The sequence below is a fragment of the Aquimarina sp. AU58 genome, assembly GCF_900312745.1.
In the GTDB taxonomy this organism is placed as follows: Bacteria; Bacteroidota; Bacteroidia; order Flavobacteriales; family Flavobacteriaceae; genus Aquimarina; species Aquimarina spinulae.
Genome location: NZ_OMPD01000014.1, coordinates 1939126 through 1964565 on the forward strand (window position 1 = coordinate 1939126; position 25440 = coordinate 1964565).

At 33.5% G+C, this 25440-nt stretch carries 21 protein-coding genes; 6 read left to right on the forward strand and 15 right to left on the reverse strand.

What is annotated here, in order from left to right; genetic code table 11:
• Positions 1–100: 100 nt before the first annotated feature.
• Together DK441_RS19835 and DK441_RS19840 are read right to left on the reverse strand one after the other, a co-directional pair.
• Complete coding sequence (locus tag DK441_RS19835) at positions 101–1960, reverse strand: serine hydrolase domain-containing protein (protein ID WP_109852217.1); 1860 nt, start codon at positions 1958–1960, stop codon at positions 101–103.
• Positions 1961–2070: 110 nt separating this feature from the next.
• A complete protein-coding gene (locus DK441_RS19840) occupies positions 2071–3201 on the reverse strand; it encodes an alpha/beta hydrolase-fold protein (RefSeq protein ID WP_109852218.1) in 1131 nt (376 codons plus the stop codon).
• Positions 3202–3386: 185 nt separating this feature from the next.
• On the opposite strand from DK441_RS19840, the gene DK441_RS19845 reads away from it, so the two are divergent.
• Complete coding sequence (locus tag DK441_RS19845; protein ID WP_109852219.1) at positions 3387–4385, forward strand: sensor histidine kinase; 999 nt, start codon at positions 3387–3389, stop codon at positions 4383–4385.
• A 3-nt stretch (positions 4386–4388) separates the two neighbouring features.
• Positions 4389–5084 carry a LytTR family DNA-binding domain-containing protein gene (locus DK441_RS19850; protein ID WP_109852220.1) on the forward strand — a complete coding sequence of 232 codons (696 nt, stop codon included), beginning with the start codon at positions 4389–4391 and terminating at the stop codon, positions 5082–5084.
• Between the two features lie 131 nt (positions 5085–5215).
• On the opposite strand, the gene DK441_RS19855 is transcribed toward DK441_RS19850, so the two are convergent.
• From DK441_RS19855 to DK441_RS19895, 9 genes are all read right to left on the reverse strand, one after another.
• The gene (locus DK441_RS19855) at positions 5216–5710 is read right to left on the reverse strand and encodes a hypothetical protein (protein ID WP_160112193.1); all 495 of its coding nucleotides are present in this window, start codon (positions 5708–5710) and stop codon (positions 5216–5218) included.
• A 95-nt stretch (positions 5711–5805) separates the two neighbouring features.
• Positions 5806–6459, reverse strand: a complete 654-nt coding sequence (mog, locus tag DK441_RS19860) for a molybdopterin adenylyltransferase (RefSeq protein ID WP_200822872.1) — start codon at positions 6457–6459, stop codon at positions 5806–5808.
• Positions 6419–7366: a GTP-binding protein gene (locus DK441_RS19865; RefSeq protein ID WP_109852222.1), complete on the reverse strand. Its 948-nt coding sequence runs from the start codon at positions 7364–7366 to the stop codon at positions 6419–6421. Before DK441_RS19865 ends, mog begins: the two co-directional genes overlap by 41 nt.
• A gap of 310 nt (positions 7367–7676) precedes the next feature.
• Positions 7677–8132 (reverse strand): hypothetical protein, encoded by a 456-nt coding sequence (locus DK441_RS19870; RefSeq protein WP_109852223.1) that lies wholly within the window; start codon positions 8130–8132, stop codon positions 7677–7679.
• Positions 8133–8450: 318 nt separating this feature from the next.
• Entirely contained in the window at positions 8451–9152 is a 702-nt protein-coding gene (locus DK441_RS19875) for a hypothetical protein (RefSeq protein WP_109852224.1), read from the reverse strand.
• A gap of 16 nt (positions 9153–9168) precedes the next feature.
• A complete protein-coding gene (locus DK441_RS19880) occupies positions 9169–9741 on the reverse strand; it encodes a cysteine hydrolase family protein (RefSeq protein WP_109852225.1) in 573 nt (190 codons plus the stop codon).
• Entirely contained in the window at positions 9741–10430 is a 690-nt protein-coding gene (locus DK441_RS19885; protein WP_109852226.1) for a DUF2490 domain-containing protein, read from the reverse strand. Before DK441_RS19885 ends, DK441_RS19880 begins: the two co-directional genes overlap by 1 nt.
• 106 nt (positions 10431–10536) lie before the next feature.
• Entirely contained in the window at positions 10537–11247 is a 711-nt protein-coding gene (locus DK441_RS19890; protein WP_109852227.1) for a LytTR family DNA-binding domain-containing protein, read from the reverse strand.
• On the reverse strand, positions 11244–12287 hold the full coding sequence (locus DK441_RS19895; protein ID WP_109852228.1) for a sensor histidine kinase: 1044 nt from the start codon (positions 12285–12287) through the stop codon (positions 11244–11246). Before DK441_RS19895 ends, DK441_RS19890 begins: the two co-directional genes overlap by 4 nt.
• Positions 12288–12489: 202 nt before the next feature.
• Between DK441_RS19895 and DK441_RS19900 the strand changes: the two genes are divergently transcribed.
• From DK441_RS19900 to DK441_RS19915, 4 genes are all read left to right on the forward strand, one after another.
• Positions 12490–13785 (forward strand): hypothetical protein, encoded by a 1296-nt coding sequence (locus DK441_RS19900; RefSeq protein ID WP_109852229.1) that lies wholly within the window; start codon positions 12490–12492, stop codon positions 13783–13785.
• 41 nt (positions 13786–13826) lie between these two features.
• Positions 13827–14663 (forward strand): DUF5694 domain-containing protein, encoded by an 837-nt coding sequence (locus tag DK441_RS19905; RefSeq protein WP_109852230.1) that lies wholly within the window; start codon positions 13827–13829, stop codon positions 14661–14663.
• A gap of 207 nt (positions 14664–14870) precedes the next feature.
• On the forward strand, positions 14871–16964 hold the full coding sequence (locus DK441_RS19910; protein WP_109852231.1) for a M12 family metallo-peptidase: 2094 nt from the start codon (positions 14871–14873) through the stop codon (positions 16962–16964).
• 275 nt (positions 16965–17239) lie between these two features.
• The gene (locus tag DK441_RS19915) at positions 17240–18154 is read left to right on the forward strand and encodes a lipopolysaccharide assembly protein LapB (protein ID WP_109852232.1); all 915 of its coding nucleotides are present in this window, start codon (positions 17240–17242) and stop codon (positions 18152–18154) included.
• Between the two features lie 103 nt (positions 18155–18257).
• On the opposite strand, the gene DK441_RS19920 is transcribed toward DK441_RS19915, so the two are convergent.
• From DK441_RS19920 to DK441_RS19935, 4 genes are all read right to left on the reverse strand, one after another.
• The gene (locus tag DK441_RS19920) at positions 18258–20207 is read right to left on the reverse strand and encodes a S9 family peptidase (protein ID WP_109852233.1); all 1950 of its coding nucleotides are present in this window, start codon (positions 20205–20207) and stop codon (positions 18258–18260) included.
• An 11-nt stretch (positions 20208–20218) separates the two neighbouring features.
• On the reverse strand, positions 20219–23452 hold the full coding sequence (locus tag DK441_RS19925) for a hypothetical protein (protein ID WP_109852234.1): 3234 nt from the start codon (positions 23450–23452) through the stop codon (positions 20219–20221).
• 18 nt (positions 23453–23470) lie between these two features.
• Complete coding sequence (locus DK441_RS19930; RefSeq protein ID WP_109852235.1) at positions 23471–24244, reverse strand: MBL fold metallo-hydrolase; 774 nt, start codon at positions 24242–24244, stop codon at positions 23471–23473.
• A gap of 300 nt (positions 24245–24544) precedes the next feature.
• Entirely contained in the window at positions 24545–25102 is a 558-nt protein-coding gene (locus tag DK441_RS19935; protein ID WP_160112194.1) for a hypothetical protein, read from the reverse strand.
• Positions 25103–25440 lie beyond the last annotated feature (338 nt).

The window sequence follows — 25440 nt, forward strand, 5'->3', positions numbered from 1 at the left end:
GGCTTTTGGCTTTACATAAATCAAATGTTGGATAAAACTATAGCATAATCCATGTTTAACACCAGCCGTAAATCACTATTAAATTAGATTAAAGTTGGTTTCATTCACTTTTTTGTAATTCGTTAAGCTTATGTCTGGTACCGTTATTTTGAGGGTTTAATTCAAGTGATTTAGTATAATTTAAAATTGCCAGATCAATTTCTCCAATTTTCACACAGGCTTCTGCATAACTTTCGTATACTTTGAAACTATCTGGGTAGAGCATCATATTCATTTTGAAAACATCTTGTGATAATTTCATTCTATCCTCACGTAAAAAACTATATCCCAGATCATTTAAATAGTCTTCGGTAGCTGTAGGGTAAATAGAGTCATGTTCTTTTAAGGTTCTATATGCATTAAGTGCTTTGTCAAAGTCACCTTCAAGAAGGAATTCTACCGGTTCCTTTTTATCAGTATCCATCTTAACAAAAGTTGAAGCTATTGTTCCATCATTACTATTAATATAAAGTAAATTGAGCGTTTCATTTTCAGAATTTGGCTTGAATTGCATAAGACGACTAGAATTTCTTCTAACAAAACTACTATCTGAGACTTTGACTAGTTCTTCTGCTTCTAAGTCAAGGATATTTTTATAGAGCAGTTGATTGTCCTTTTGAAAAACTTCTACAATCCTGCCATTGGCCAGATATCTACCAGTAATTTTATCAACTAAAGACTGTTCAATTTCTATTTTTTTATGTACCGGGAAATAATTATCCCATTCATAAGCAAGAGCAACAGAACGAAACACTTCAAAAACAAAAGATGGAAGAGGGGTATTGGTTAACACAACCACACCATAGCCTTTGTCTCTATGAGCCGTCATTCTACTATAAAACCCTGTACTCCATCCGTGGTGTTCAAAGTAGACTTCATCTTTCTTATTATAAATTGAAAACCCTAGCCCATATTGTCCATAACGATTTTTTGAAGATGGTGTAAGCATTAATTCCGTCATATCTTTCGATAATCCTTTGTTACTCTTATCTTTTAGGGTTTGTTGTATGTTGATTACAAATTTTGCAAGATCCTCTGCAGTTGCCCATAATCCGTTTGAAGCCAATTCTGGATAAATATGTCTTTTACCTTTTACCATAGAACCATCTCGTAAATAACCAGTTGCTGCTGTCTTTAATTGCTCTGTTGTAAGCGATTGATTAAACCTACTGTTGTTCATTTCTAGAGGTTGGAGCACTAATTCGTTCATTAGCTCTGGGAATTTTTTACCTTCAATATCCATCATCATTTGTTGAATGATCGTATAGCCACCAGCTGAAATCCAAAGATTTTCATTAATTGCTTTATCTACGATGATTGGATTCGAATTGGCGGGAGAGGTTCCATTTAATATCTCTATAAGCGTGGGTACAGGTACATCTGTACTATATCCTTGAAAATCGTGCACATTTATTCCAGCAGAATGGCTCAAAAGGTTTTTTATAGTGACTTTTTTTTCTTTGGTAAATTCACTATCAGGCAATTTCCAGGATTTTAAATAACTGTTAATGTCTTCACTTAAAGTTACTTTATTTTGGTCTACAAGACGTAATGCACCATACGCAGTTAAAGACATACCAATTGTTGATACTTGGAAAAGTGTTTTATCAGTCACAGGAACTTTACTTTTGGTATCCATTACACCATATCCTTTTGCCCAGGCAACTTTACCATTATGTATTACTGCAATACTCACACCCGGAATGCCATAGTGTTTCATGCGTTCTTCTATAGACCATGTTGAATCACCAGCTATGTGTACCCGAGTTGTGAGACCAGTTTCTACTTTTTTAATTAAATCAATGGTAGTATCAGTATTTGATTTTTCCGTACATGATTGAAAAAGAATGATGAGTAGGAAGATTGTGACATTTTTTTTTATTACTAATACTTTTTTAAGAAATTCTTCTTTTGATTTCATTTATGTTCAGTCGTTAAGGAGTTTGATGCTTCTATAGATATTCTTCGGATCTTAGGTGCTCAAAAATCTGAGTGCTCACCCGGTAGATCTTTGATAAGTAAAGCCAGATTTCATTTCTCGACTCTTTTTAGCCACCTTTTAGCAAGTGAAAAATCAGGGTCAATTGTCAATGCTTTTTCGAACATGACCTTAGCACTTTCTAGCTGACCTTGATTTCTTCGTACAATACCCATTCCGACATATAATAGCTTACCTTCAGGATACACTTCTAAAGAATATTGATATATTTCTTCTGCGACAACTAAATTCTTACTTATTATCATGTCAAAACCAAGGTCCATTAAGACCGATATAGGTGGCAGGATTTCATACCCGTATCGTTTTGATAACATATCGAAATGTTGTACTACTTTATCCAGTGTGTCCAGGTTTTCGAGGGGATTAAAGTCTGAGTATAGCGCTAGAAGAAACATTGTGAAATCTACCGCAGGCACATGACCCTGGTTTACCAATTCATCCACTTTATAGGTAAAACTTTCTGGTTTATGATCCTCTATAACACGAGTGAATTCAGAAACAATATCTGTTAACCCCTCATCATCGCTATAAATGATGTGTAGAGATCTGTTTTCCGCAAGCTTTTTTAACGGACCAGTTTTTATTTTTTGTTGAAGCATTGTTGGTATGTGCATAAGGGATGGACTGCTTGCGAAGTAGGCATTAAACAGATGGGGCTTATTGAGCAGCGTGTAAACAGTGAAAAAACCACTGTTAGAACCGCCAAAAAGGACTTTGAACGGAGCAGTCCGGTAGTTATTATCAACGTGCGGTATCAGCTCTGTCTCAAAAAAGTTAATATAATTATCCGGAATTTTTGTGTCTTGATTTTTCCTTGTTGGCAACAAAATACTATTTCCTTCGGGTAAATCTATTCCAATAAGTATCATCTCAGGAATTTGTCCCTCGCCCATGTAGTCTAGTGTAGAAGCTAACATAGCGAACCGAGCTCGGTAATCTGAACCCAACATATACAGCACGGGATAGGTTTTCCTGGAGCTATCGTAGTTCTCAGGTAAATGGATTGATAGTGGAATGGTTTTGTTTAACACTTTTGACTGAAGTGAAGATATTTCGCCTAAGGTAACTACTGGTTTATCAGGATCGTTTTCTGCCTTTTCTTGAGCAAAGACAGTATTTAACGCTATAGTACATATTAATATTAATAATTTAGTAATTTTCATATTTGCTTTATTTTTATTACTTGCTATACTAAATTATCGTATAACTTATGTTTAACAACATAAATATGATAAACGCAAAAGTTAAATGACAAAATCATTTCATCATTGATATATAGCTTTTGTAAGAAATTATAGTAACTGCTAGGTATAGATAGTATCTTTATACCCATTTAAGAAAAACATATATGTTTAATAGATCCATAAAGAATACCATACTCATTAATATAGGAGCTTTCTTGCTGGTTTTTATGCTTGAAACATTGAGTAATTTGTTTTTTAAGGATAATTTTGAGACTAGTTATTTATTTTACACACATGGACTTAATTATACTTTTATGATTATGGGTTTCATTTGGGTAAATCATTTTATTCTTATTCCTTTTTTCCTAGATAAGAAAAGATATTTTATATATGGAATACTACTAATAGGGAGTTTACTTATTTTTTCCTACTTAAGAACAAATAGTTGGTCTGGCACTTCTAAAATATTCTTCTTTCTTCTTTATACAACAGGAGCTGGTATGGCTGTTTTTTTCTTAAGAAGAAACACGATCATCCAAAAAGAAAATGAGGAGAAAGAAAAATTGCAAAAAGAAATGGAGCTTACCTATTTAAAAGAGCAGGTAAATCCTCATTTTTTGTTTAACTCCCTAAATAGTATTTATTCACTAGCTAGACAGCAATCGCCTGAAACTCCTGATGTTGTAATGCAGCTTTCAGAATTAATGAGGTATCAATTAGAAAGTTCTAAAAAAAACACCGTTTTATTAAAAGAAGAGTTGGAGTTTATAGAAAATTATTTGTTACTTGAAGAAAAAAGACTAAGTAAACGTTGTACTATTGAATTTTTAATTAGCGGAAATTTATTAGAGTTAAGGATTGCTCCAATGCTACTCATCCCATTTGTTGAAAATGCGGTGAAACATGGCGCACAAAGTACGAATGAACAGAGTACAATTGATGTTTCTGTCTCTATAAAAAACACCACCCTCTATTTTTGTGTAGTTAATTCAAAGCCTCGTATGGTTCCTGCATCCAAAAGAGAAGGAATGGGTCTTGAAAATGTGAGAAGACGTTTAAATCTATTATATCCTAATTCTCATGCATTAGAAATTAATGATATGGAAAAACTATATCGTGTAAATTTATCTATTGATTTAACAGCTTCAATAGTAAAAAAATAGTTAATGATTAAAATTGGTATCATAGATGATGAAATACTTGCACGTAAAGTGTTAGAAGATTATTGTGCTAAAATTGATAATTTTGAATTAGTATTAAGTACAGGAAATCCACTTGAATTTGTCAATTTCACTCAGCAAAATGAAGTTGATCTCATTTTTCTTGATATAGAAATGCCAGAACTTAATGGCATGGAAATTTTGCGTTCTATGATAAACCCACCAAAAGTTATTTTAACTACTGCTTATTCTGAGTATGCGTTAGAAAGTTATAATTATGGTGTTGTTGATTACTTATTGAAACCTGTAAAAATTGAACGCTTTTTGAAAGCAATAAACAAAGTTTCAGCTTCAAAAATAATACAACCTAAAAAAAATAGTGGAAGTGAAGAACTTCAAATAAAACATGATGGAATGCCTGTTAATATTTCATTTAAATCAATTCTGTACATTCAAAGTTTTGGAAATTATTTGAAAATCTTTACAGATTCAAGAATGTACCTGATCTCTGAAACACTTACTAATATCACTACCTTATTATCTGAGAATTTCCAACGCACACATAAATCATATATTTCTAATTTGGATAGAGTTACAAAGGCAACCAGAACATATTTATTAATTGAAAATAATAAAGTCCCTGTGAGTGCTACGTATAAGGTTATTGTTTTTGAAAAATTGAAAATTTCATCAAAATTATAATATAGTTTATTCTAGTTCTAAGGTATAATTCTTAGTCATCGGGTTGTAATAGGATTGCGTTGTTATACATGGATAGCACGGATTTGCAATCCGTGCTTTTAAAATTCAAAATAAATGTAAAACAACAATCACTAAATATGCTGTTGTAGATTTATGTATGCTAAATATGAATGGTACGTATGAATTGAAGCAAAAAGTATAGATGCTAAAATATAAATCAAACTTATCTTTGGAATAGGAATAATTGATTGTGTACCAATCATTGCAATTCCAATAAAAATAAAGATGGTTGTATATGCAGGAGCCATAAATCCTATTAAACTTCTACTCCATAAACTGTCACTAAAGTAAATCTGTAAAATCCAAGATAAAAAATAAATTAGAAGAGCACCTAAGTAAACTACTAATCCTGTTTTTTGAGTTTTAGTTTGAAAAGAAAGTACCATTAATAGTGGGAGAAGGAAGATAATTATTCTTAGAATATTTTCAGTTATATTTAGCCAAAATGGAATATCATCCCAAATATCTTTAGATGTATAGCCTTTAGGTAGATATTTATAAAGAGCTATATTCCATATAAATAAGGGCAATACAAGTAAAAAGCAATTAAGTAAGTACTTTGACATTTTTTTTAGGTTTAACTTCAGTTTATTTTGTCAACTTTTGAATCACTTTAAAAATAACCTTTCCTTAAAACACTAAAAAGGCATTGCGTTTAGTGTTAGCTGTTGGTTTTTATCTTATTCTTTGGTCTAAATGGCTTTATAATATCTTCATTACATTCTAAAAATGGTCCATCCATTAAATCTATACAATATGGAATAGCTGGAAAAACGGCACTCAAACACTCTCTTATTGATTTTGGTTTTCCAGGAAGATTAATTATTAAACTTGATTTTCTTAGGCCGGCAGTTTGTCTTGAGAGGATAGCAGTAGGTACATATTTTAATGATTCTGATCTCATAAGCTCTCCAAATCCAGGCATCATACGATCACATACGGCTTCAGTAGCTTCTGGTGTGACATCTCTTTTAGAAGGACCTGTACCTCCTGTCGTAATTACTAAACAGCAATTTTGATTATCAACCATATCAATGATTGTTTTTTCTATCAAATCTTGTTCATCCGGAATAATTTCGTGCAAATCTGTCCATTCAGAACTCAAATATTCATTTAGAGTATCTATAATTGCTTTTCCACTCTCATCTTCATAAACCCCAGCACTAGCTCTATCGCTAACTGTTATAATTCCTATTTTGGTTTTCAACATATCTTTACTATAAGCTTCTTTGTTTATAATTATTGGTAAAGCTAACGACTTGTATAAACCTTTTTTAATAGGGTTTATATTTTGTTGTAGCGTGTTTAAATTCATTTTCATTTTGTTGTAATAGGCTCATTTTGATTGCTTTTTCAAGCAGTTTAGGTTCACTCCTGGGGCCTATAGTTAGAAGTTTTGATCCTGTTATTGGTACTCCATTAAACGGTCTAACATGTACCTCACCATTTGGAGTTCGTTCAAAATAAGTATACCCTTCTTCATTTCCAATTTGAGTACAGCCTTTCACACGTAGGACACTCTTTGGAAGTGCATTACAAATATCATAAATGCAATTTGAATTCGGTAAACTGGGCAGATCAGTAGAGCAGGAAGACCAATGCGTTTTAAGATGTTCAAACTTTTGAGCATTGTTTTTAGATGGGGAGAGTTTAGGAATAAGTGAAACATCAATCTTATCCATGTTTATGATTTCTGCTAATGGGTTGAGTTTATGTAATTCTTTAACTACAAAGGTTAACCTGTCTAATGGTATATTTTCAATATGCGTTAATACAATCAAAGAAGATACCTGAATCTGATTTGCTTCAAGTTCATTATGTTCTCCTCTTTTTTGCCAATTTTTAACATCAACAACCGATATTTGAACAGGTGGTAGAAACCGATCGTTGAGACCAACTCCAAGAAAGCTCATGAGTGAACAGGCATCAGAAGTACCGTTAGCTTCAATAAGCGTAATTCCATTAGTTCGCTTAGGAATTCTATTGACAAAATCTCTAAGTTCATTTATACCACTACAACAAATACAACTGCCACTAAGTGCCTTGACTTGTTTGGGCTCTATTTGCTCGATAAATTGTTGGGCATCAAGATTTGCATTTTCATAATCATTAAGAATAATAAAAGGCTTCCAACCTTTGTCAATATAACCGATCATCAAGTGTTTTAATAATGTGGTTTTTCCTGCTCCCAAAAAACCAACAACTGTAATAATAGCTTCCATGTCTTTTCAGTACGTGTTTTTATTATTTTTTGTGTACACTATACAACTATTTCTATTCCGATAGCACAGATTTGCAATCTATGCGATTAAAACTTTAAAATAAATTTAAAACAACAATTTCTAATTCATGATCTAAATCTGAATAATTTCTAGCAGAACTAAAAATATAATCCTTTGGATTTAAAACAATCGTATCTATAACTCGATTGTTGTGAATGTACTACAACAAAAAAACAGCCTCATATAAGTGACTGTTTTGATATTTTGGTATGTTTCACGGATTTGCAATCCGTGCTATCGGATTAATAAATTAGTTTAATGATGAAACACTAAATCTCCCCTCAGATATAGAAAATGCTACACTATTTAAAGTTCCAGTGAATGAAAACGTACCTACAATTTTGTTTTCCGTTACATTCGAAAGAGTTATTGTTCCAGATTCATTTTCTGAAGTAAAACTATTAATATTATCTATTAAATTTACAGTATAATTATCAGCTTCTCCACTAATAACTGTGTAAGTACCTGCTGTTAATTCAACTGGAAGCCATAATCTAATTGAATTATTTATGTTCTTTATCTCAATTAGTGTAATTGAGTTGTTAAAAAATAAAGATATATTTGAATCCTCTATTAAAGTGCTATTTAATTTATAGTCAACATAGCTACTTGTATTTTCAATAGGTTCATCATTGTTAGAACTATAAGATTGTAGTGTTATACTCATAACGATTATTGTTATTAATATTGTTTTTACTTTTTTCATGATTATTGTTTTTTTGTGATTAATCAAATACATTTAAAACAACTAAATGTAATGGCAATAAAATTTTATTAATACAATTCAATAAATTCATCAAGAATTATACGTTTTCCATGTTAAATAGGTTTACTACATGTTATATACACCATAGATCATTTTATAATCACCGACATGTATTTAATGAAAATTACATAATATTTTGTAATCACCATAATGTTGGTTTTTGTATCCTGTATGGTGGTCATTTATTTATATATGGTGGCTCCAAAATGTATTATGGGGATTATTATATAAAGCGCGGGGACCTATAATAATAGCATGTTAAGATTTTCTGTATGTGCTAATGTACCCTTTAAATCGATTTGGATTGTTTTTAAAAATATACTTGCCGGCATTACGTATTTCGTCTACAGCTTCTTTTAAATGCGTATACGACTGGTTCCTTGTTTTTACAACCTCACCACTCTGTTTTATGGCACTATTTACTTGGGCGAGTAGTTGTGCCATCTCTTTAGAAAGCTGTTCGGCATGATCTAATTTCTGTAGATCAAAATTTATGTTTTTTAGTTTAGCGACATTAGATTTTCCCAAAACACTAAGACTACTAAGGTCCTGTATCAAATCTGCATAGCTTTTTCCTTTAGCAATATCTCTAATAGCACTTATAAGTTCTTTATGATTACGAAATGCATACCTAAAATCGGCTAATAGCTCTTTACGTAACTCATATGCGATCGGGAGCTTTTGTTTCCATTCTGTCTGAGATTCTTCCTGGCCGTTTTTTCTTCTTATCCATAAAGATTGTGCATATCGTAACGCCCCTGTACGTTTTGTGAGATCATCTACATAACGTTGCCAATCAAAGTTGATGTTAAGAAAATCCTTTTTATCCTCCTGTACCCATAGATATAGATCTTCGGCTTCCTGAAGGTACACATCTATGGGGATATTGGCAATCTTAATGTTTGCAGACGGGATTGCCTGTAGTATTGCAAGCTTATTTTCATAATTGTATTTAGACATCACCCAGGTTTTTGGCTTAACTTAGAGTATTAAGAAGTGTTTCTGTAGATACAATTGTAGCAAATTCATCTTTTAGACTTGCTATTGCCGTATCATGTATTAATTGCGCACTATACTCTTGCCCATTAGCACCTATCTTATTAAAAGTAGCAACAGCATCTTCTATCAAATAGGTTTTAAATCCAAAATTACCAGCCATTCTGGTAGTGGTAGATACACAATGATCTGTAGTTAACCCTATAATAACCAGAGCATCTATATTTTTATGTTCTAATTGTTCTTTAAGATCAGTTCCTATAAAAGCACTATTCACATCCTTTTCGATAATAGGTTCATGGGTTAGCGGAGTATTAAAATCCATAAATTCATTACCTACATTACCTTTGGTCAGGGGAGAAGCAGGAGTAGTAGAGCAGTGTTTTATGTGAAATACAGGAAGATTATGTGTTCTCCAAAATACCAGTAGCTTTTCCATATTGGTTTCGGCATCAAGGTTGTTACGCTCTCCACCCCAATAAGCGATGTCTTCAAATCCTTTCTGAATATCGATTAATAATAATGCCGGAGTATTATCTTTTGAAATCTGCATTAGTTTTTTTCCTTTTTTCTAAAGTCAGTATTATAGATTACTCCTAACTGTAATCGATCATAATTAACGCCGGTAAAATGATTTTTGAGATATCCCAGCTGTATACTAAAATTAGATTTCACATTATATCCTACAGCACCGTATAATCTATTTTGACCAAAAATGGGCTCTTGTAGATTGATAAATACTTCGTCATAAACATTTAGAAACCATTTTTGATTAATTGGATAAGTGAGTTGTAAACGATATCGTGCTCTATGCTCGGTAAAATCATCATTCTGTGTGCTTATAAATCGTTGCTCTAGGCGGTATCGATGTTCGAATTTAAATTTCCCTACAGTATTCTTCAAAATAAACTGTTCGAAGATTCGATGTTCATTTGTGTTTTCTTCACCAGGAGTATCTTCAAATGTACCATCGGTGCTAATAAAACCGTATCCCAGAGTGGCTATTGCTTTATCGCTCATATGGTAATTTAATCCTGTTCTTAGTAGTAATTGATTAAAACTTGAAGCAACTTCATAAAATCGAAACTGCGCTTCAGAATGAATACTAAGTTTATCACTTACACGATTTGTCCCAAAATACATGTACCAGGCTCCCAACTCATTTTCGCCATTGTCCTGGGCATTAGAAAAATTAAATGTTGCAAATACTAATAGAAAGAGAAATAAGGTCTTTGTGTTCATAATGTAGAATACGTTTTTGAGTTTTTTCCAAAATTAATAAAGTAATTCTGTTGAAAATCTAATTTAATGTGAAAACTGGCACAAATTTAAAATAAACTATTATCCTTTATAACTTTCTTTTGCTAATCATTTCAAAAAAAGCTTTGCGATAGGTATCACTTATCGGTAATGTTTTATTATGAATATAAACATGAAGAGAATCTGTCTTGATAATGTGATTAATCGAAACGATGTAGGATTTATGTACCTTAATAAAGGTAGTAGAAGGGAGGGTGCTTTCTATATGTTTTAAAGTGCTATAGGTAATAATTTGATTATTTAATAAATGAATTGCTACATAGTTTTTTAACCCTTCTATATATAGGATGTCGTCTAGATACACCTTTTCATAATTGTTTTTACCGTCTGTTTTGATAAATACATATTCTTTTGTAGCTGTAGTAGTATGAGAAAACTCTTCTTTTTGTTTCACCTTAAGAACGGCCTGGTAAAAACGATCAAATTCGAAAGGTTTTAATAAATAATCCACGGCATTTAAGTCATAGCCTTCTACAGCAAATTGCGGATAGGCCGTAGTAAAAATAATCTGTACTTTATCTTTGATGATTTTTGATAATTGAATACCAGATAAATCTGGCATCTGAATGTCTAGAAAAACTAAATCAATAGCATCACTTTCGATATGTTTTAGTACCTCGAGAGCTTTTGTAGTACTAGCAATACACTCTAAAAAAGATACTTTTTCTACATAATTCTCTAACAAACGTATCGCAGGCGGTTCATCATCTACAATAAGGCAACGTAATGATGTATTCATAATGGTATTTTTAAATAGGCCTCAAAATAAGGCTTTTCTTCTTTACGGTATACTATGAAATCATTTTTGAAAAGAGCAGTTAACCTCTTATGAATACTTGCATATCCTATTCCTTGGGCTACATATTTTTCTGAAGTAGCAATTTTGTTTTTAGTACTGATTTCAATAGCATTAGGATGAATGGTAATGGTAATATTTGCCCTGGCAGAGGTATCATTAACAATCCCGTGTTTAAAAACATTCTCAATAAAATGAATCAATAACATGGCAGGTATTTCTTGATCTGTTATAGTACCATTTACCTGGTAATCTACTGCCAGATTATCTTCATAACGCTTTTGAAAAAAATAAATATAATCTGCAATAAACTTAAGATCCTTTTTCAATAGTATTTTATCCTGTTGGGTCTCATAGGTCACAAATCGTAACAAATCTGAAAGTCTGTGAATATCTGCTGCAATTTTTGGTTGACTTTCTATCAGTAATTCTGAGTAAAAGCTGTTGAGTGTATTAAAAAGGAAATGCGGCCCTAATTGCGATTTAAGTAACCTTAACTCGGCCTTTTTGTTTTCGATTTTTAATCGATGGATTGCTTCTTTATGATCTACAAATCGAAAGAAAAGGTATATAGCCGTACTAAACAACAAACTTTTTGAGGCATAGTATGAGTTGTCAAATACATAATACCCAAAGTGACGAAAGTTGTCTCCATAATTATGTAATCCCGTAATAGAATAGAGTATCACTTCTTCTAACAAATAACGAATGCCTGCATATAGAAACACCAGTAGAACAACGCCAAGGCAGTATTGTACAATACGTTTTCGCGAAAGCATAAGCGGGCATAATACTTTATAATTAATCACATAAATGCTAAAAAAAGTAATGTACATTGTGATGCCGAATAAGAATATGGGATATTCAAAATAGTCTGCCCAACTCGTTTTCTGCTTGTAGATATAATCTCCATAGATATCCATTATAATAATTAGTATGCCAAGCAGCATATGGTATCTCCAACGGTATTTAAATACGATCATGATTCAAAAATAGTATTTTGAATAGGTAATCTATACGTTTCTGGTTACAATGGCCTTTTTCTTTATACAAAACCGGTAAACCATACAACCAAATATTAAATAGTTCTGTTATCCCGCTTTTGTCCGGTAGATATCCAGAGAAGTGTAAACCTGTGATCTGTTATGTCAGTATCGTCTTTTTTTGCTTTAAAATCGAAGAACAATGAAATCACTTATTACACTTGGTACTATTATACTATTACTATTTTTTTCTTGTAAAGAGGAGCCAGAGGATGCTGTTGCGATCAAAGTAGAGAAAATAAGTCCGGCACCCGTTATAGATGCATCGTATATCGCTACAAAGACAGCGTATTTTACAGTTGCAGATACTGCTATTGTAGGAGAAGGCCGTGCAATGCTAGAGCGTATTATTTCTAAATCACAGTTTGTGATGTTTGGAGAACGCCACGGATCAAAAGCTACCTCGCAATTGATTACAAAACTCATCCCAATGTTACACGAAGCGGGATTTAATCATACCGCTTTCGAAGTAGGTCCGTACTCGGCAAAAAAACTAGTAACTCTTAGTACACCACCATCGGCTACAGTAGAAAACCTTAAACAGTTTACCACACAATATGCTCTCGAAGAAGATCATGAGATTCCGATTCCTTTCTTTGATGGTCTCGAAGATGCTTATTTTCTTCAGGCAATTCGCGAGCGTAATATGAACATCTGGGGGCTTGATCAGGAGTACTTTTCATCTACATTATATTTTATGGATGAGCTACTCACTTTTGTTACCGATACTCCAGACTATGCCATCATCAAATCAGAAAAAGAACAAGCTTTTAAAATCATTGCCTCCTGGTATGCAAAAGATAATGTACCAGGTGCAGAAATTAAGCTTTTTGAGGAAATTCAAAAAGAACCTGCTGTGCAACAGTATTTAAATCGCTTTCGTGGAAATGAGAACACCAAAAAGATAATTAAAGACTTAGAAATTAGTTGGGATATTTATACCCGTTGGAGAGAAGATTCGCATGCAGATCGAATAAGCTATATGCGTAATAACTTTTTAACACATTATAAAAAAGCATTACAAGCAGAATCAAATCCTAAAGTATTCCTGAAATTCGGAAATCTGCACGCTTCAAAAATTTTAACCAATGGTTGTTATGACCTGGGAAGTCTAGTTACTCAACTTGCCAAAGAACGAGGTAGTAAAGCCACTATCATAAACACATGGCACCGTTATTACAATAATGAAAAAGGAGAAGAAATTGATTACTTAGAAAAATACGCTTCTTACTATAAACGTCTACGAGATTTTATGAGCTTGGCAAAACGGGATCAATGGACTATCATTGATTTAGAAGCTATACGTAGTGACATCCAAGAAGGGCGAATAACGCTACCAGTAAACGGTGATTATCATAAGATGAAGAGTTTGATTGATGGCTATGATTATCAACTCATTCTGCCTATCGACAAAAGAGTAACCCCAAACAAAAACTAGTACAACACACCTATTCAATAATTTAAAAAAACGATACTATTATGCGTAACCTCATTTTGATTTTTATTACTGTATTCACTTTATGTTTATCCTGTAAAGCTCAGGATCAAAAACCTGTTATTAGTGTTTTGGGTATGATGCATTTGCATAACCCGGGAGCCGATGAAGTAAATATGGATATAGGTAATATTCATTCTGATAAAAGACAAGCAGAATTAAAACAACTCATTGATTTAGTGGTCAGGTTTAAACCCACCAAAATTGCTATCGAAGCAACATTGGGTGATACCTTGTGGAGCGAGACCTATTATACCAAGTATCTAAATGGAGTATTAGAAAAAGAAATAAGTGAAGAAGATAAGTGGAGAATGTCTAGCGAAACTGTTCAGGTATCTTACCCTTTGGCAAAACAAATGGGGCATGATAAACTATATCCCATAGATGCACATACAGAATTTGATACAGCCCCTGTTTATGCTTACGCAAAACAAAATAATCAGAATGTACAATTAGCAGAGTTTAAAGAGTTGATTAGTAGTATGCAAAATGATATGAAATCCATATCCGAAGGTTCTGTTTTAGATATTATAAAGTTTGCAAATTCTGATGAATTTGATAAAAATTACAATCAAACATTTTATCTGAAGCATCTGGTTTCTTTTGGTAAAGAAGGTAATTATATAGGTACCGATGTGGTTGCAAAATGGTACTTTAGAAATTTAAAGATCTTTACTAATCTTAATAGAATTGTTACTCCTAAGGATAGAGTTTTAGTCATTTATGGTGCAGGCCATAAAGATATCCTGGTTGACCTTATTAAAGATAGAGCAGATTGGGAGTATTATGATATCAATACATTACTGTATTTTAAAAAATAATATACTGTGCAAAGGCTTTACCATAAGCAAAGAAGGTATAAAATATAATATGTTAACGCAATTTGTAAATAATGCTTCGTAACCTTTTTGGGGTGGTTTTAAGTTTGTAACTTAGTGACACACAAACTATTTTGAATTTTTGCTGAGGACGGTTTATGGGGCCAGAATCATAACTAAGTAAAGGTTCAAAATCTTAAAACCAAAAAAATGAAACGTATATTAACAATCGCCATTGCCTTTTTTACGGTAATGAGCTTTGCACAAACTCAACCACAAAAACCCAGTGAACTAGTAGCCCAGCAAAAATCATCGGGCTCAAATTTTGAAACCACCGAACTTTTTACCGCAACTGCTAAAAAAAGTAATTTACAAATTCCGAAACAACTTAAGGATTATGTATTGCTTTCTTTAGATCAAAGTAAGATGAAATCTTTACAAGGTAATTTCCCGAATACGATGAACTTAAGTATTCCGGGGCAGAAATCAGCAATGTCACTCGACCTTGTTAAAGTGAGCATTAGAACCGATGACTTTTCGGCTATAGATATGCCTTCGGGTAAGGTGCTTTCTCGTGATAACATAGCGCACTACAGAGGTGTAGTAAAAGGCCAGACTAACTCTCTGGTGGCTATTAGCTTTTATGAAGATAAAGTATCTGGTTTTATTAGTATCGATGGCCAGGACGGTAATATGGTAGTTGGACCAGTGAAGAATAGTAAGAGTCATATTCTCTATAAGGATAAGGAAATTAGTTATTTATATGATTATTCCTGCCAGGTAGAGGACGATATCGAAAAAGGAGGATACACTATTGAAGAATTAGCTGATAACCCACAAAGTAAAGCAGCAGCAAAGTGCGTAAAAATATTCTTTGATATATGTACAGATATTGTAAGTGATAAAGGAGGAGCTCAAGCAGCTTCTAATTATATCGAAGCTGTATTTAATCAAGTAGCTGCGCTATATGCCAATGATCAGATATCTCTTAAATTATCGGGAACCAAAGCCTGGACTTCTAATCAACCGTTTACCAACAATAGTCTTGATAGTTATATCAGCTATAAAAACCAAAATGGTATTAATGGAGATTTAGCGCATATGGTGAATTATAGTTTTGGAGGCGGACTAGCAGGAGGAATCGGAACACTGTGTAACTCATCAAGAAAAGCTGCAGTTTCTGGTATCAAAGGTAGTTATCAAAATATACCTACCTATTCTTTTGATGTATTCTTAATATCTCATGAGGTAGGACATAATGTAGGATCACGACATACACATGCATGTGTATGGAATGGTAATAATACCGCAATAGATGGTTGTGCAGGTTTTACAGAAGGAAGTTGCTCGATACCCGGAAATCCTTCGGGAGGAGGAACCATTATGAGCTATTGCCCTAATACTAGTGTCGGGGTAAATTTCAACAAAGGATTTGGATCACAGCCAGCAAATGTAATCCGTAATTATATTGCAGGATCAAGTTGTTTACAAACTTGTGATGGTACCGGATGTAATACAGGAGATGCAGCATCTGTTACATTTACCAATAATACAGATTGTACCTTACAGTATTTCCAGAACAATTCTTTGCAGGGATCTGCTAATGCCGGAGGCTCGTATAATGCAAATACTACTATAGGAAGTGCATGGCAAGCCAAAAAAGCTTCGGGAGATGTAGTGGATAACTTTACAATTGCTTGTGGTCAAACGACCTATAATTCTTCAGGAAATTGTAGTAGTGGTGGCGGTAATTGTGATGGCGTAGCGCCTTGGTCTCCAAATGTTAACTATAGTGTTGGGGATCGAGTAACCTATAATGGATCTTTGTATGAAAGAACAGCTACAGGATGGACTAATTTAGGACCATGTACTACAACAACCGATCCTTGTGCAGGAGTAGCACCATATTCTTCTGGTACTGTATATAATGTGGGTGACCGTGTAACGTATAACGGGTATTTATATGAAAGAACCGCTACAGGATGGACCAACTTAGGTGCTTGTGGAGGATCATTTAGTTCTGCTTTCAAAGGAGAAGGACCAGCAGGAGGATTGCAATTAAAAGCATTCCCTAATCCAGCAAAAGATCTTTTAAATCTTGAAATTAGTAATGTGAAATCTTCTTCTCAAATCAGTATCAAGGATATAAACGGAAGAACATTAGAGATGATGGATCTTAAAACACCTCCGGGAGGAAATGTAGTAAGAAAAACAGTAGATATAAGTAAGTTATCTACCGGTATCTATTTTGTGCAGGTTACTACTAGTAGTAGAACGCTTACTCAAAAGATTTTTGTGAAATAATTTTTAAATAGTAATAAAAAATTGGCCCTAATTAAAGGCTGCCTATATGGGCAGCCTTTTTTTGTGATTTATTTTCGAGAAATAATATGATACTAAAAATAATTATAAAATACCCCTGAAAAACGGGTAGTGATAAACATCAAAAACCAATAGGTTTGTTGATGACTATTCAATTGTAAAAGTAGAAGGATTAACAGGAACTCCAGATTGGTAAAAAATAATTTGCAATACAAGTATATAAAGTAATATCATTTAACCTTAAAATAAACTATAAAATGAAAACGATACGTGAGCATATTGGGGCACATCAGATTAACCTTTCGGGTTGCAATGTTTCTTCAAAATTAGAAGGAGAGATTCCAATTTTTGTTTTTGATTACCTGTCTATGAGTAAAACGCTGAGGTATCAGTTATCTACTCACACCTGCGAACTTTGTGGATATAATCCAGGTTCATTAGATATTATCTGGGTAGATGGGCAAGATGAACTTCTTAAAGAAGATGTGTCTTCATTCTGGTTTTGGGATGATAATGGATTAATTCCGTTTGCGTATATCGGAAAAGGAGCAGAAAAAGGCCCTTTTGGCGAACACGAAGGTGTTTTGTTTTTGAATACAACGAATACCAAAGAATTTGATCAGATGTCGATTGTAGTACTCAATGTAGAAAAAGATAATGTTAAACTTACCACAATTGCCGATAATTTTGAAGCTTTAGAGATTATCAAAAGTGAAACTAATCGTCAACTTTCAGAACAATTAAAACAAGAAGGGAATAGCTTTTTTGGTGAAGGTAACTTTGATGCAGCTGTCCAAAATTTTTGTAAGGCAATACAAGCAGATTATACAAACCCTAACCCTTACAATAATATAGGAATGATTTCGCAGGCAACCAACAACTATTTAGATAGGGGTGAAGCTTTTTTTCAATTATCTTATCTAGTAGATCCAGAATATACTAACGGAATGCGAGGATATAGTGGTATACTTGCTAGTAGAGGGAACCTGGAAAAAGCAATAGAAATTATGAAGGATTGTATCCAAATAGAAGAATCGGTAGTAAACTTTGCTATTTTGAGCCGTTATTACTTAGATAACGGTGATAGAGAAAATGCAGAAAAGTTTTATTTGAAAGGAATAGAGATCGATCAAAATCATCCAGAGTTACAAAAGATAAAAGATAGTTTATAACGCTATTGTTACCATGACTATCAAGAATAATAAAAGAGGCTGAATGTTAAGTTTTTAACTTAGGATTCAGCCTCTTTATGATATAAAATTTTAAACTCTTTTTTTAGGACTCAGAATCAATCTTGGTAGATTCGGTTTTACCGTCATTAATCATTTCGGTACCTGCGCTTTTTAAATATTTATCTAAGAACTTCAAAATTCTACCATAGGCTTCGATTTGATTTTCTTTTTTTACAAATCCATGTCCTTCATCTTCAAATAATACATATTCTACAGGAACACCACTTTTCTTAACTCCTTCTACAATTTCATCAGATTCTACTTTTAAAACTCTGGGATCTTTGGCTCCTTGAAGAACAATCAATGGTTTTGTAACTTTTTCAGTGTGAAAAAGTGGAGAAATTTGTCGTAAACGAACAGAATCAGCAGTATTTGGATCTCCCATTTCTGTGTACAACGCTTCTTTAAAAGATTCCCACCATGGCGGAATACTTTTTAATGTTCTTAACCAATTTGTAACTCCAAAAATATTTACACCAACCTTAAACTCTTCTGGAGTATAAGTAAGGGCTGCCATAGTCATATACCCTCCATAAGAACCACCAATGATTCCTATTTTATCGGCGTCTACGATATCTTGTTTTGCCAGCCAGTCTTTTCCTGCAACACAATCTTTTAAATCCTTATCCCCGTGATTTCGGTCATCCATTTTGTAAAAAGTTTTACCATAACCACTACTACCTCTGTTATTAACAGCTAATACGGCATATCCGTGATTTACGAGGTATTGAATTACAGAACTAAACCCTTGTCTCGATTGTCCTCCAGGGCCACCATGAACCCAAACTAATGCAGGAACTTTATGATCAACAGTTGCTTGTTTAGGCTTATAATATATAGCAGGAATATCTAATCCATCAAAAGATTTAAAACGAACTACTTCTGAAGTAACCAAATGATCTGGATTGATATCTTTATTTAAAACATCTGTTAGCTTATGATATTTTTTGGTTGCAAGATCATAAGAGTATGAATTGGTAGGCGTATTTGACCCTCCAACACTAAGTAAAGCCATAGATTCATCTCTCGAAAAACGTGCACTATTAATTTGTTGGTTTTCAATAGAAGGGAAATCAACAATAGTACCTGTTGCTACTTCTTTTACCTCCATAACCGTCTTAGCATCTTCATTGGTAAACATTACCTGGTATTTTCCGTTTTGGGTGAAGTAAAAACCAGAAATATCCCAGTTTTTTTCTAAAACCTTTTCTTTACTACCATCTTCAAGATTATACTTCATTAAGTAACTAAATTCTGCATTATCATCGGTAGTATAATAGAATGATTTACCATCTGGAGAAAAATCCTCTGGTGAGTTTCCACTTAAGTTATCGTTAATCTTAACTTTTTCTTTGGTTTCGGTATTCAATAGATAAAGATCATTATCATTAGTATTGATAGACTTAGAAAGTGCTATATACTTTCTATCTTCAGACATTCCGCCAAAATCCATCCCATCGGTATTCTGATAAATTAACTTGGATGTAAAATCAGCAATATCCATCTCATAGTGATCCATATATTTAGGATCTCGCTCGTTAGTGGCATAAAAGAAACTTTTGCCATCTTTGGCCCATCCTCTAAACGAGGCTCTTACATTCTTTTCGGGAGTCAGACGTTTGATACCCGAACTGTCTTTGATAAAGAGTTTATGTATTTCATCACCATTACCATCCATTCTGAATAAGATTCTATCATCCTCGGGGAAATATGATAACCCAAAAATCGATGCACTATCAGATTTGGTTACAGGCATAAGTTTGCCACCATTGGTAGCAACCGTATACATATTATAAATCCCAGAACGGTTACTGGTCATAAGCACCTTGGATTTATCTGCAGAAAATCCATTCGAAAATGCATTTTCATTATCCATAAATTGTTCTATCGAATACTGGTCGATTTTGATAGGCTGAGCGATTTCCTCTTTTTTTTCTTGCTTACAAGAGTAGAAGAGGAGTAGACCCATACTAAGTGTGAGTAGTTTTTTCATGAGTGTTTTATTTATCTGTTATTATTCTCTAAACTAAAATTCTTTATTTCTTTAAAAGGAGAGGCTTCTAACTTCTCAATAGCTTCGCGATAGGGTTTCCAATCGTTTATAAAAAATTCGTTGGTCTTTACCAGTGCATCTTGTAACGCATCTTTAGCTTGTTTTACCAAGGTGTTTTCTGTAGAAGTTAGTCCGTTTTGGCGGCTACCCACGTACCATCCTGCTGTGCCCATACGTTGCATCACCGTTACTTCTGGATTACGAGTAATTCCTTGACGCTTATCTTCCTTACCAAGATAGATAGCAATTACACTATCGATTTTTTTAGAAATATCTTTAGATAATTTAATCTGATCTTTATATTTCTTTTTATCTAACTTTTTAAGCTCTTTCTGGTATTTTGAGGCTATATCCTTACTCTCTACCAATTGTTTTACAGCATCTGCTGCAGACTGCCTCATTTTTTCCATGTTTTTTGAAGCCGCATAAATTTCATTGATATTCTTCTGAGATACTTGCAATCTGGGATCAGATTTAACCTCGATTATGGTTTCAGATTTTTGATCACCATATTCTAGTACCAGTTTATATGTACCAGGTTTTACACTAACACCACCAGGTTCTTTATCTTGTTTTTGGATTTTTCGCGAGGGTCGATCAACACCTTTTTCATTCATAAACCATTTTGTTTTATGAAACCCTGTAGAATCCGGGGTCTTTTCTTTTAAAGTCCTAATCAAACGATCGCCATCATAGATTTTAAGATGAATAGAATCCCACTTTACCTTGGCTTCTTCTTTCTCATTATCAGACTTATCTTCGTCACTTTCCTTTTTATCTTCTTCTTTGCTAGGTTCTTCTTTTTTCTTTTCTTCTACTTTAAGATAATATGAAATAAGAGCTCCATAGTCACGATTCTCACCATTATATAAGGCATCTCCTCCAAAACGACTACCTGTAGGTTGTTGATAAGCGGCCTGATATGCGATTGGAGGCTCAAAAAGATGTAATTTCTGACTTAAAATAGTACTGTTTTTTGCCAATGCTCTTAGTGGTCGTATATCATCTAATACCCACGCAGCTCTACCAAAAGTACCAATAACCAAATCATGTTCTCTGGGTTGTATTACCAAATCTTTTACCGATACGGTAGGAAAACCTTTGGTCCATTTTGTCCAACTGTTTCCTGCATTAAGAGAAATGTACAACCCATCATCTGTACCCAGGAATAATAGATTTTTTTCTATAGGATCTTCAACAATACTAAGCGTATAGCTTTTTACGTTATTCTGATTAACAATACGTTTCCAGGTCTTACCATAATCAGTGGTTCTAAATGCGTATGGTGTATAGTTAAATCTTCTGTAATCATTAGCGACCAAAAGGGCTTCTCCTTTCTTTTTGTTTGAAGCCTTGATTTGTACAATCCAGCTTCCTTTCGGTAATTCTTTTATGTTACTAGATACATCGGTCCAGTTGGTTCCTCCGTTTTGAGTGATATGCACTCGCCCGTCATCAGTACCTGCCCAAAGCATATTTTGCTCTAGCGGCGAAGGCTCAACAACCAAAACAGTACAGTGATTTTCTGCGCCTGTAGCATCCATCGTTAATCCACCACTTTCTGCTTGTTTTAGTTTTTCGGGATCGTTTGTCGAAAGATCAGGAGATATTATTTTCCAGGTAAGCCCCTTATCTGTACTCTTGTGTACAAACTGACTTCCGAAATAGACTGTATTATTATCGAATGGATCAATATTGATTGCTGCATTCCAGTTAAAACGCAATTTTACTTTTGGATCGGGATGAGTAGGGCGCACCGTATAATTGTTACCCGTCATCCAGTCATATCGACTTACGTATCCTTGCTGACTCATCGTCCATCCATATCTAGAGTCATCTTTATCGGGTACAACATCAAACCCATCACCAAACGATATTTCCTGCCAGTATGAGTTTCTGATTCCTTGTGCTTTCCACACATAAGCAGGGCCTCTCCAGCTACCATTATCCTGCATACCTCCATATACATTATAGGGGAATTCATTGTCTACATTAATATGATAAAATTGTGCGACAGGAAGATTTCCTATAAAACGCCAGGATTTGCCTCCATCTCGCGTGATGTTTAGTCCCCCATCATTACCATCAATCATATAACTCCCATCATTAGGGTGAATCCACCATGCATGATGATCTGGGTGTACTCCATTATCAACACCATAAGCTGGCATTAACTGTGTAAAGTTTTTACCACCATCTTCAGAAACATTTACATAGGTAAATACAGAATATACTCGATTCTCATTTTGTGGATCTACAAATATATCAGAGTAATAAAAAGGACGATTACCGATATCTTTTTTATCATTAATTTTTTTCCATTTAAACCCTCCGTCTGTTGATTTGTATAGTGCATTCTTTTTGGCTTCGACCAATGCATAAACAATATTAGGTTTATTCGATGCTATTGCTAATCCTATTCTACCTAAATTACCTTTTGGAAGCCCGTCTTTATCAGTGCGTTCTTCCCAGTTTTTTCCTCCATCATGAGTAATATAAAGACCAGAACCTTCTCCTCCCGAATTAAAAAACCAGGGGTCGCGCTTATGTTCCCACATGGCAACTATTAACTTGTTAGGATTTGTAGGATCCATGACAAGGTCTGCAGCTCCGGTTTTATTATTATTGAATAGAATTTTGGTCCAGGTAGCACCACCATCGGTAGTTTTAAAAACTCCTCTTTCTGGATGTTCTCCCCAGGGAGATCCAATTGCTGCAACATAAACGATATCAGGATTAGTAGGATCAATGATTACTTTATGTATGTGACGGGTTTTCTCTAACCCCATAAGTTTCCAGTTTTTTCCTCCATCCAGCGATCTATAGATACCATATCCACCATTAAGGCTATTTCTAGGATTTCCTTCTCCTGTACCTACCCAGATTACCGATGGATTTGATTGTTGGATTGCCACCGCACCAATAGAAGCAGTAGCTTCATTATTAAAAATTGGAGCCCATTTGATTCCTCCAGAAGTAGATTTCCAGAGTCCACCAGAAGCGGTCCCTGCATATATAATATCAGGATTGGTAGTTACCACATCTATAGCAGTGACACGACCACTCATTCCCCCTGGACCTATATTACGTGGAGTATTATCTTTAATAAGGTCCATGGTGAATTTCTGAGCAGATAATGTAGAAATCACACCTAGTAGTAACAGTAAAAATATTCGTTTTTTCATTTTTTGGTTGTGAATTAATTATAGTTGTATTTGTTGTTCTAATGTTGTGAGAAAATATATATCGGGATATCTGTTTTTTAAATCTAGAAGCTCGCTCTCTTTTATTTTTGGCGAAATATGGGTAGCGATTACCTTTTTTGGGTTGATATATTTTTTGATCAATATTGATGCATCATCTTGTAAAAGCATCCAATACGGCAGAATAGCAACGTCGATATTAGCATCATGCAATTGTAGTTTACTAAATAATTTAATTTCTTCGAGCCAGTTGGTATCTCCTACATGCAGAAATTTCTTATTGTTTATTTTAATAATGTATCCTACATTTTGTACAGCAACATGTCTTTTGCCGGCATGATTTATTTTAAGCCCAGTAACCTTTACTTTACCAATATCTATAGTTTGTTTGGTATAGTCTTTTGTAGTGATTGTAAATACTCTACCTTCAAAATCAGAGAAACTTTTTGTAATTTGATTTGCTCCAAAAAGAACAGCTTTTTTGTTTAAGGCTAGATACTCCCGGGATAACGATGCACTAAAATGATCCCCATGATAGTGGGTAAATAAAATGGCATTAGGTTTAAATGTGGTATTGATTTTATGAACTACTTCCTTAGAAGGAAATAGATAATCATCTCCATATTTTGTGTGCAGACCATCAATTAGTACAGAAGATTGATGATCAGATATAAGAACCCCCATATTACCTGTATAGGTAAGTGTTATATTTTCTTGTGAAATACCAGGAATACTGTAAAGAATACCAGAGAGAAAGAAGAATATTTTTAACACGTTCTAATGGGTTGGTTTTGAAAAGTCTAAAGTAAATAAAATGAATATGCCAAAGTCTTAAAGCCGTGTTAAGGTAAAATGGGTAATTTTGAAAGATTAAAAACCTATTAATAGTAAATGTAATCCTAACTATTTTAAGATATTTTGTGTAGTACTAGATAAAAGATATAATTATTTAAAACGATGGTAGAATAAAAAAGGAAGTTAAATAAAAAAATGCACAATTCTAATCTATATAAGAACTGTGCATTTTTGTATATGAAATTACTTAAGGTGAGTTCCTAAAGAATAACTAGCTAATTAGCGTGACGATCCAGATACAATAGTATAAGTTATTTTTCCTGTTTTATAACCGTAAAGACGGGGGCATGGGTTTGTGATGTTCTTAACACCAATATTTACAATTTGCTCTCTAAACCCATATAAACGCATCAATCTACCTTGAATTCCTCCAATATGATTTTGAAACTTATATTTGTATTTATCAAGATTTATATCACCATCACTATCAACATAATATGTGTAACTATAAGTGAATTCTGTTTGATGTTGAATACTCTGCCCTTGGCTGTAATTGATACAACCACTTGTAATGTATTGTTTTATTTTTCTTATGGCATCTGATCCGCAAGAAATATCGCTTCCCATAGTACAATTTCCTTTACTAGAAGACGGTTGTATTTCTGTAAAAGAGGAAATAGGAATTTCTTTCTGATTGATAAACTGAGATTCGACTGATAGATTTTCTTTGTTTTCTTTAGTAAAAAAAGTATCAGTCTCTTCTTTTTCACAGCTCATTATTGTAAATAATGTACATAAGCTTATTGTAATGATTGATGATTTGATTCTTGTTGTCATAATATAAATATTTATTGTTAGTATATGACTGCAAACTTATTTTTAGAGATATTAAAAATAAAGGAGCTTTCCACTTTTGTGATGAACGAGTTCAAATTAGTGATGAACGATTTTGACCTGATTTGAATTTGAATTTGAAGGGATGATTTTTGTGATAATTAGAATTAGTATTGATGTTTAATTGATTGATATATAGATTATTGTGTTGGTTTGTTGATGTTTTTTTAATGTTTATTTAATAAGAAATATATATAAATTATTATAATTAATTTTAGATCATGTATAGTGAAAAACAACTGTTTTTTTAGAAGCGTAAAGTAAAACATGATTACATTTAC

Bases quoted from the DNA above. Each gene is read 5' to 3' on its own strand.
- DK441_RS19835 (WP_109852217.1), bottom strand. From the start codon at position 1,960: ATGAAATCAAAAGAAGAATTTCTTAAAAAAGTATTAGTAATAAAAAAA.
- DK441_RS19840 (WP_109852218.1), bottom strand. From the start codon at position 3,201: ATGAAAATTACTAAATTATTAATATTAATATGTACTATAGCGTTAAAT.
- DK441_RS19845 (WP_109852219.1), top strand. From the start codon at position 3,387: ATGTTTAATAGATCCATAAAGAATACCATACTCATTAATATAGGAGCT.
- DK441_RS19850 (WP_109852220.1), top strand. From the start codon at position 4,389: ATGATTAAAATTGGTATCATAGATGATGAAATACTTGCACGTAAAGTG.
- DK441_RS19855 (WP_160112193.1), bottom strand. From the start codon at position 5,710: ATGTCAAAGTACTTACTTAATTGCTTTTTACTTGTATTGCCCTTATTT.
- mog (WP_200822872.1), bottom strand. From the start codon at position 6,459: ATGAATTTAAACACGCTACAACAAAATATAAACCCTATTAAAAAAGGT.
- DK441_RS19865 (WP_109852222.1), bottom strand. From the start codon at position 7,366: ATGGAAGCTATTATTACAGTTGTTGGTTTTTTGGGAGCAGGAAAAACC.
- DK441_RS19870 (WP_109852223.1), bottom strand. From the start codon at position 8,132: ATGAAAAAAGTAAAAACAATATTAATAACAATAATCGTTATGAGTATA.
- DK441_RS19875 (WP_109852224.1), bottom strand. From the start codon at position 9,152: ATGTCTAAATACAATTATGAAAATAAGCTTGCAATACTACAGGCAATC.
- DK441_RS19880 (WP_109852225.1), bottom strand. From the start codon at position 9,741: ATGCAGATTTCAAAAGATAATACTCCGGCATTATTATTAATCGATATT.
- DK441_RS19885 (WP_109852226.1), bottom strand. From the start codon at position 10,430: ATGAACACAAAGACCTTATTTCTCTTTCTATTAGTATTTGCAACATTT.
- DK441_RS19890 (WP_109852227.1), bottom strand. From the start codon at position 11,247: ATGAATACATCATTACGTTGCCTTATTGTAGATGATGAACCGCCTGCG.
- DK441_RS19895 (WP_109852228.1), bottom strand. From the start codon at position 12,287: ATGATCGTATTTAAATACCGTTGGAGATACCATATGCTGCTTGGCATA.
- DK441_RS19900 (WP_109852229.1), top strand. From the start codon at position 12,490: ATGAAATCACTTATTACACTTGGTACTATTATACTATTACTATTTTTT.
- DK441_RS19905 (WP_109852230.1), top strand. From the start codon at position 13,827: ATGCGTAACCTCATTTTGATTTTTATTACTGTATTCACTTTATGTTTA.
- DK441_RS19910 (WP_109852231.1), top strand. From the start codon at position 14,871: ATGAAACGTATATTAACAATCGCCATTGCCTTTTTTACGGTAATGAGC.
- DK441_RS19915 (WP_109852232.1), top strand. From the start codon at position 17,240: ATGAAAACGATACGTGAGCATATTGGGGCACATCAGATTAACCTTTCG.
- DK441_RS19920 (WP_109852233.1), bottom strand. From the start codon at position 20,207: ATGAAAAAACTACTCACACTTAGTATGGGTCTACTCCTCTTCTACTCT.
- DK441_RS19925 (WP_109852234.1), bottom strand. From the start codon at position 23,452: ATGAAAAAACGAATATTTTTACTGTTACTACTAGGTGTGATTTCTACA.
- DK441_RS19935 (WP_160112194.1), bottom strand. From the start codon at position 25,102: ATGACAACAAGAATCAAATCATCAATCATTACAATAAGCTTATGTACA.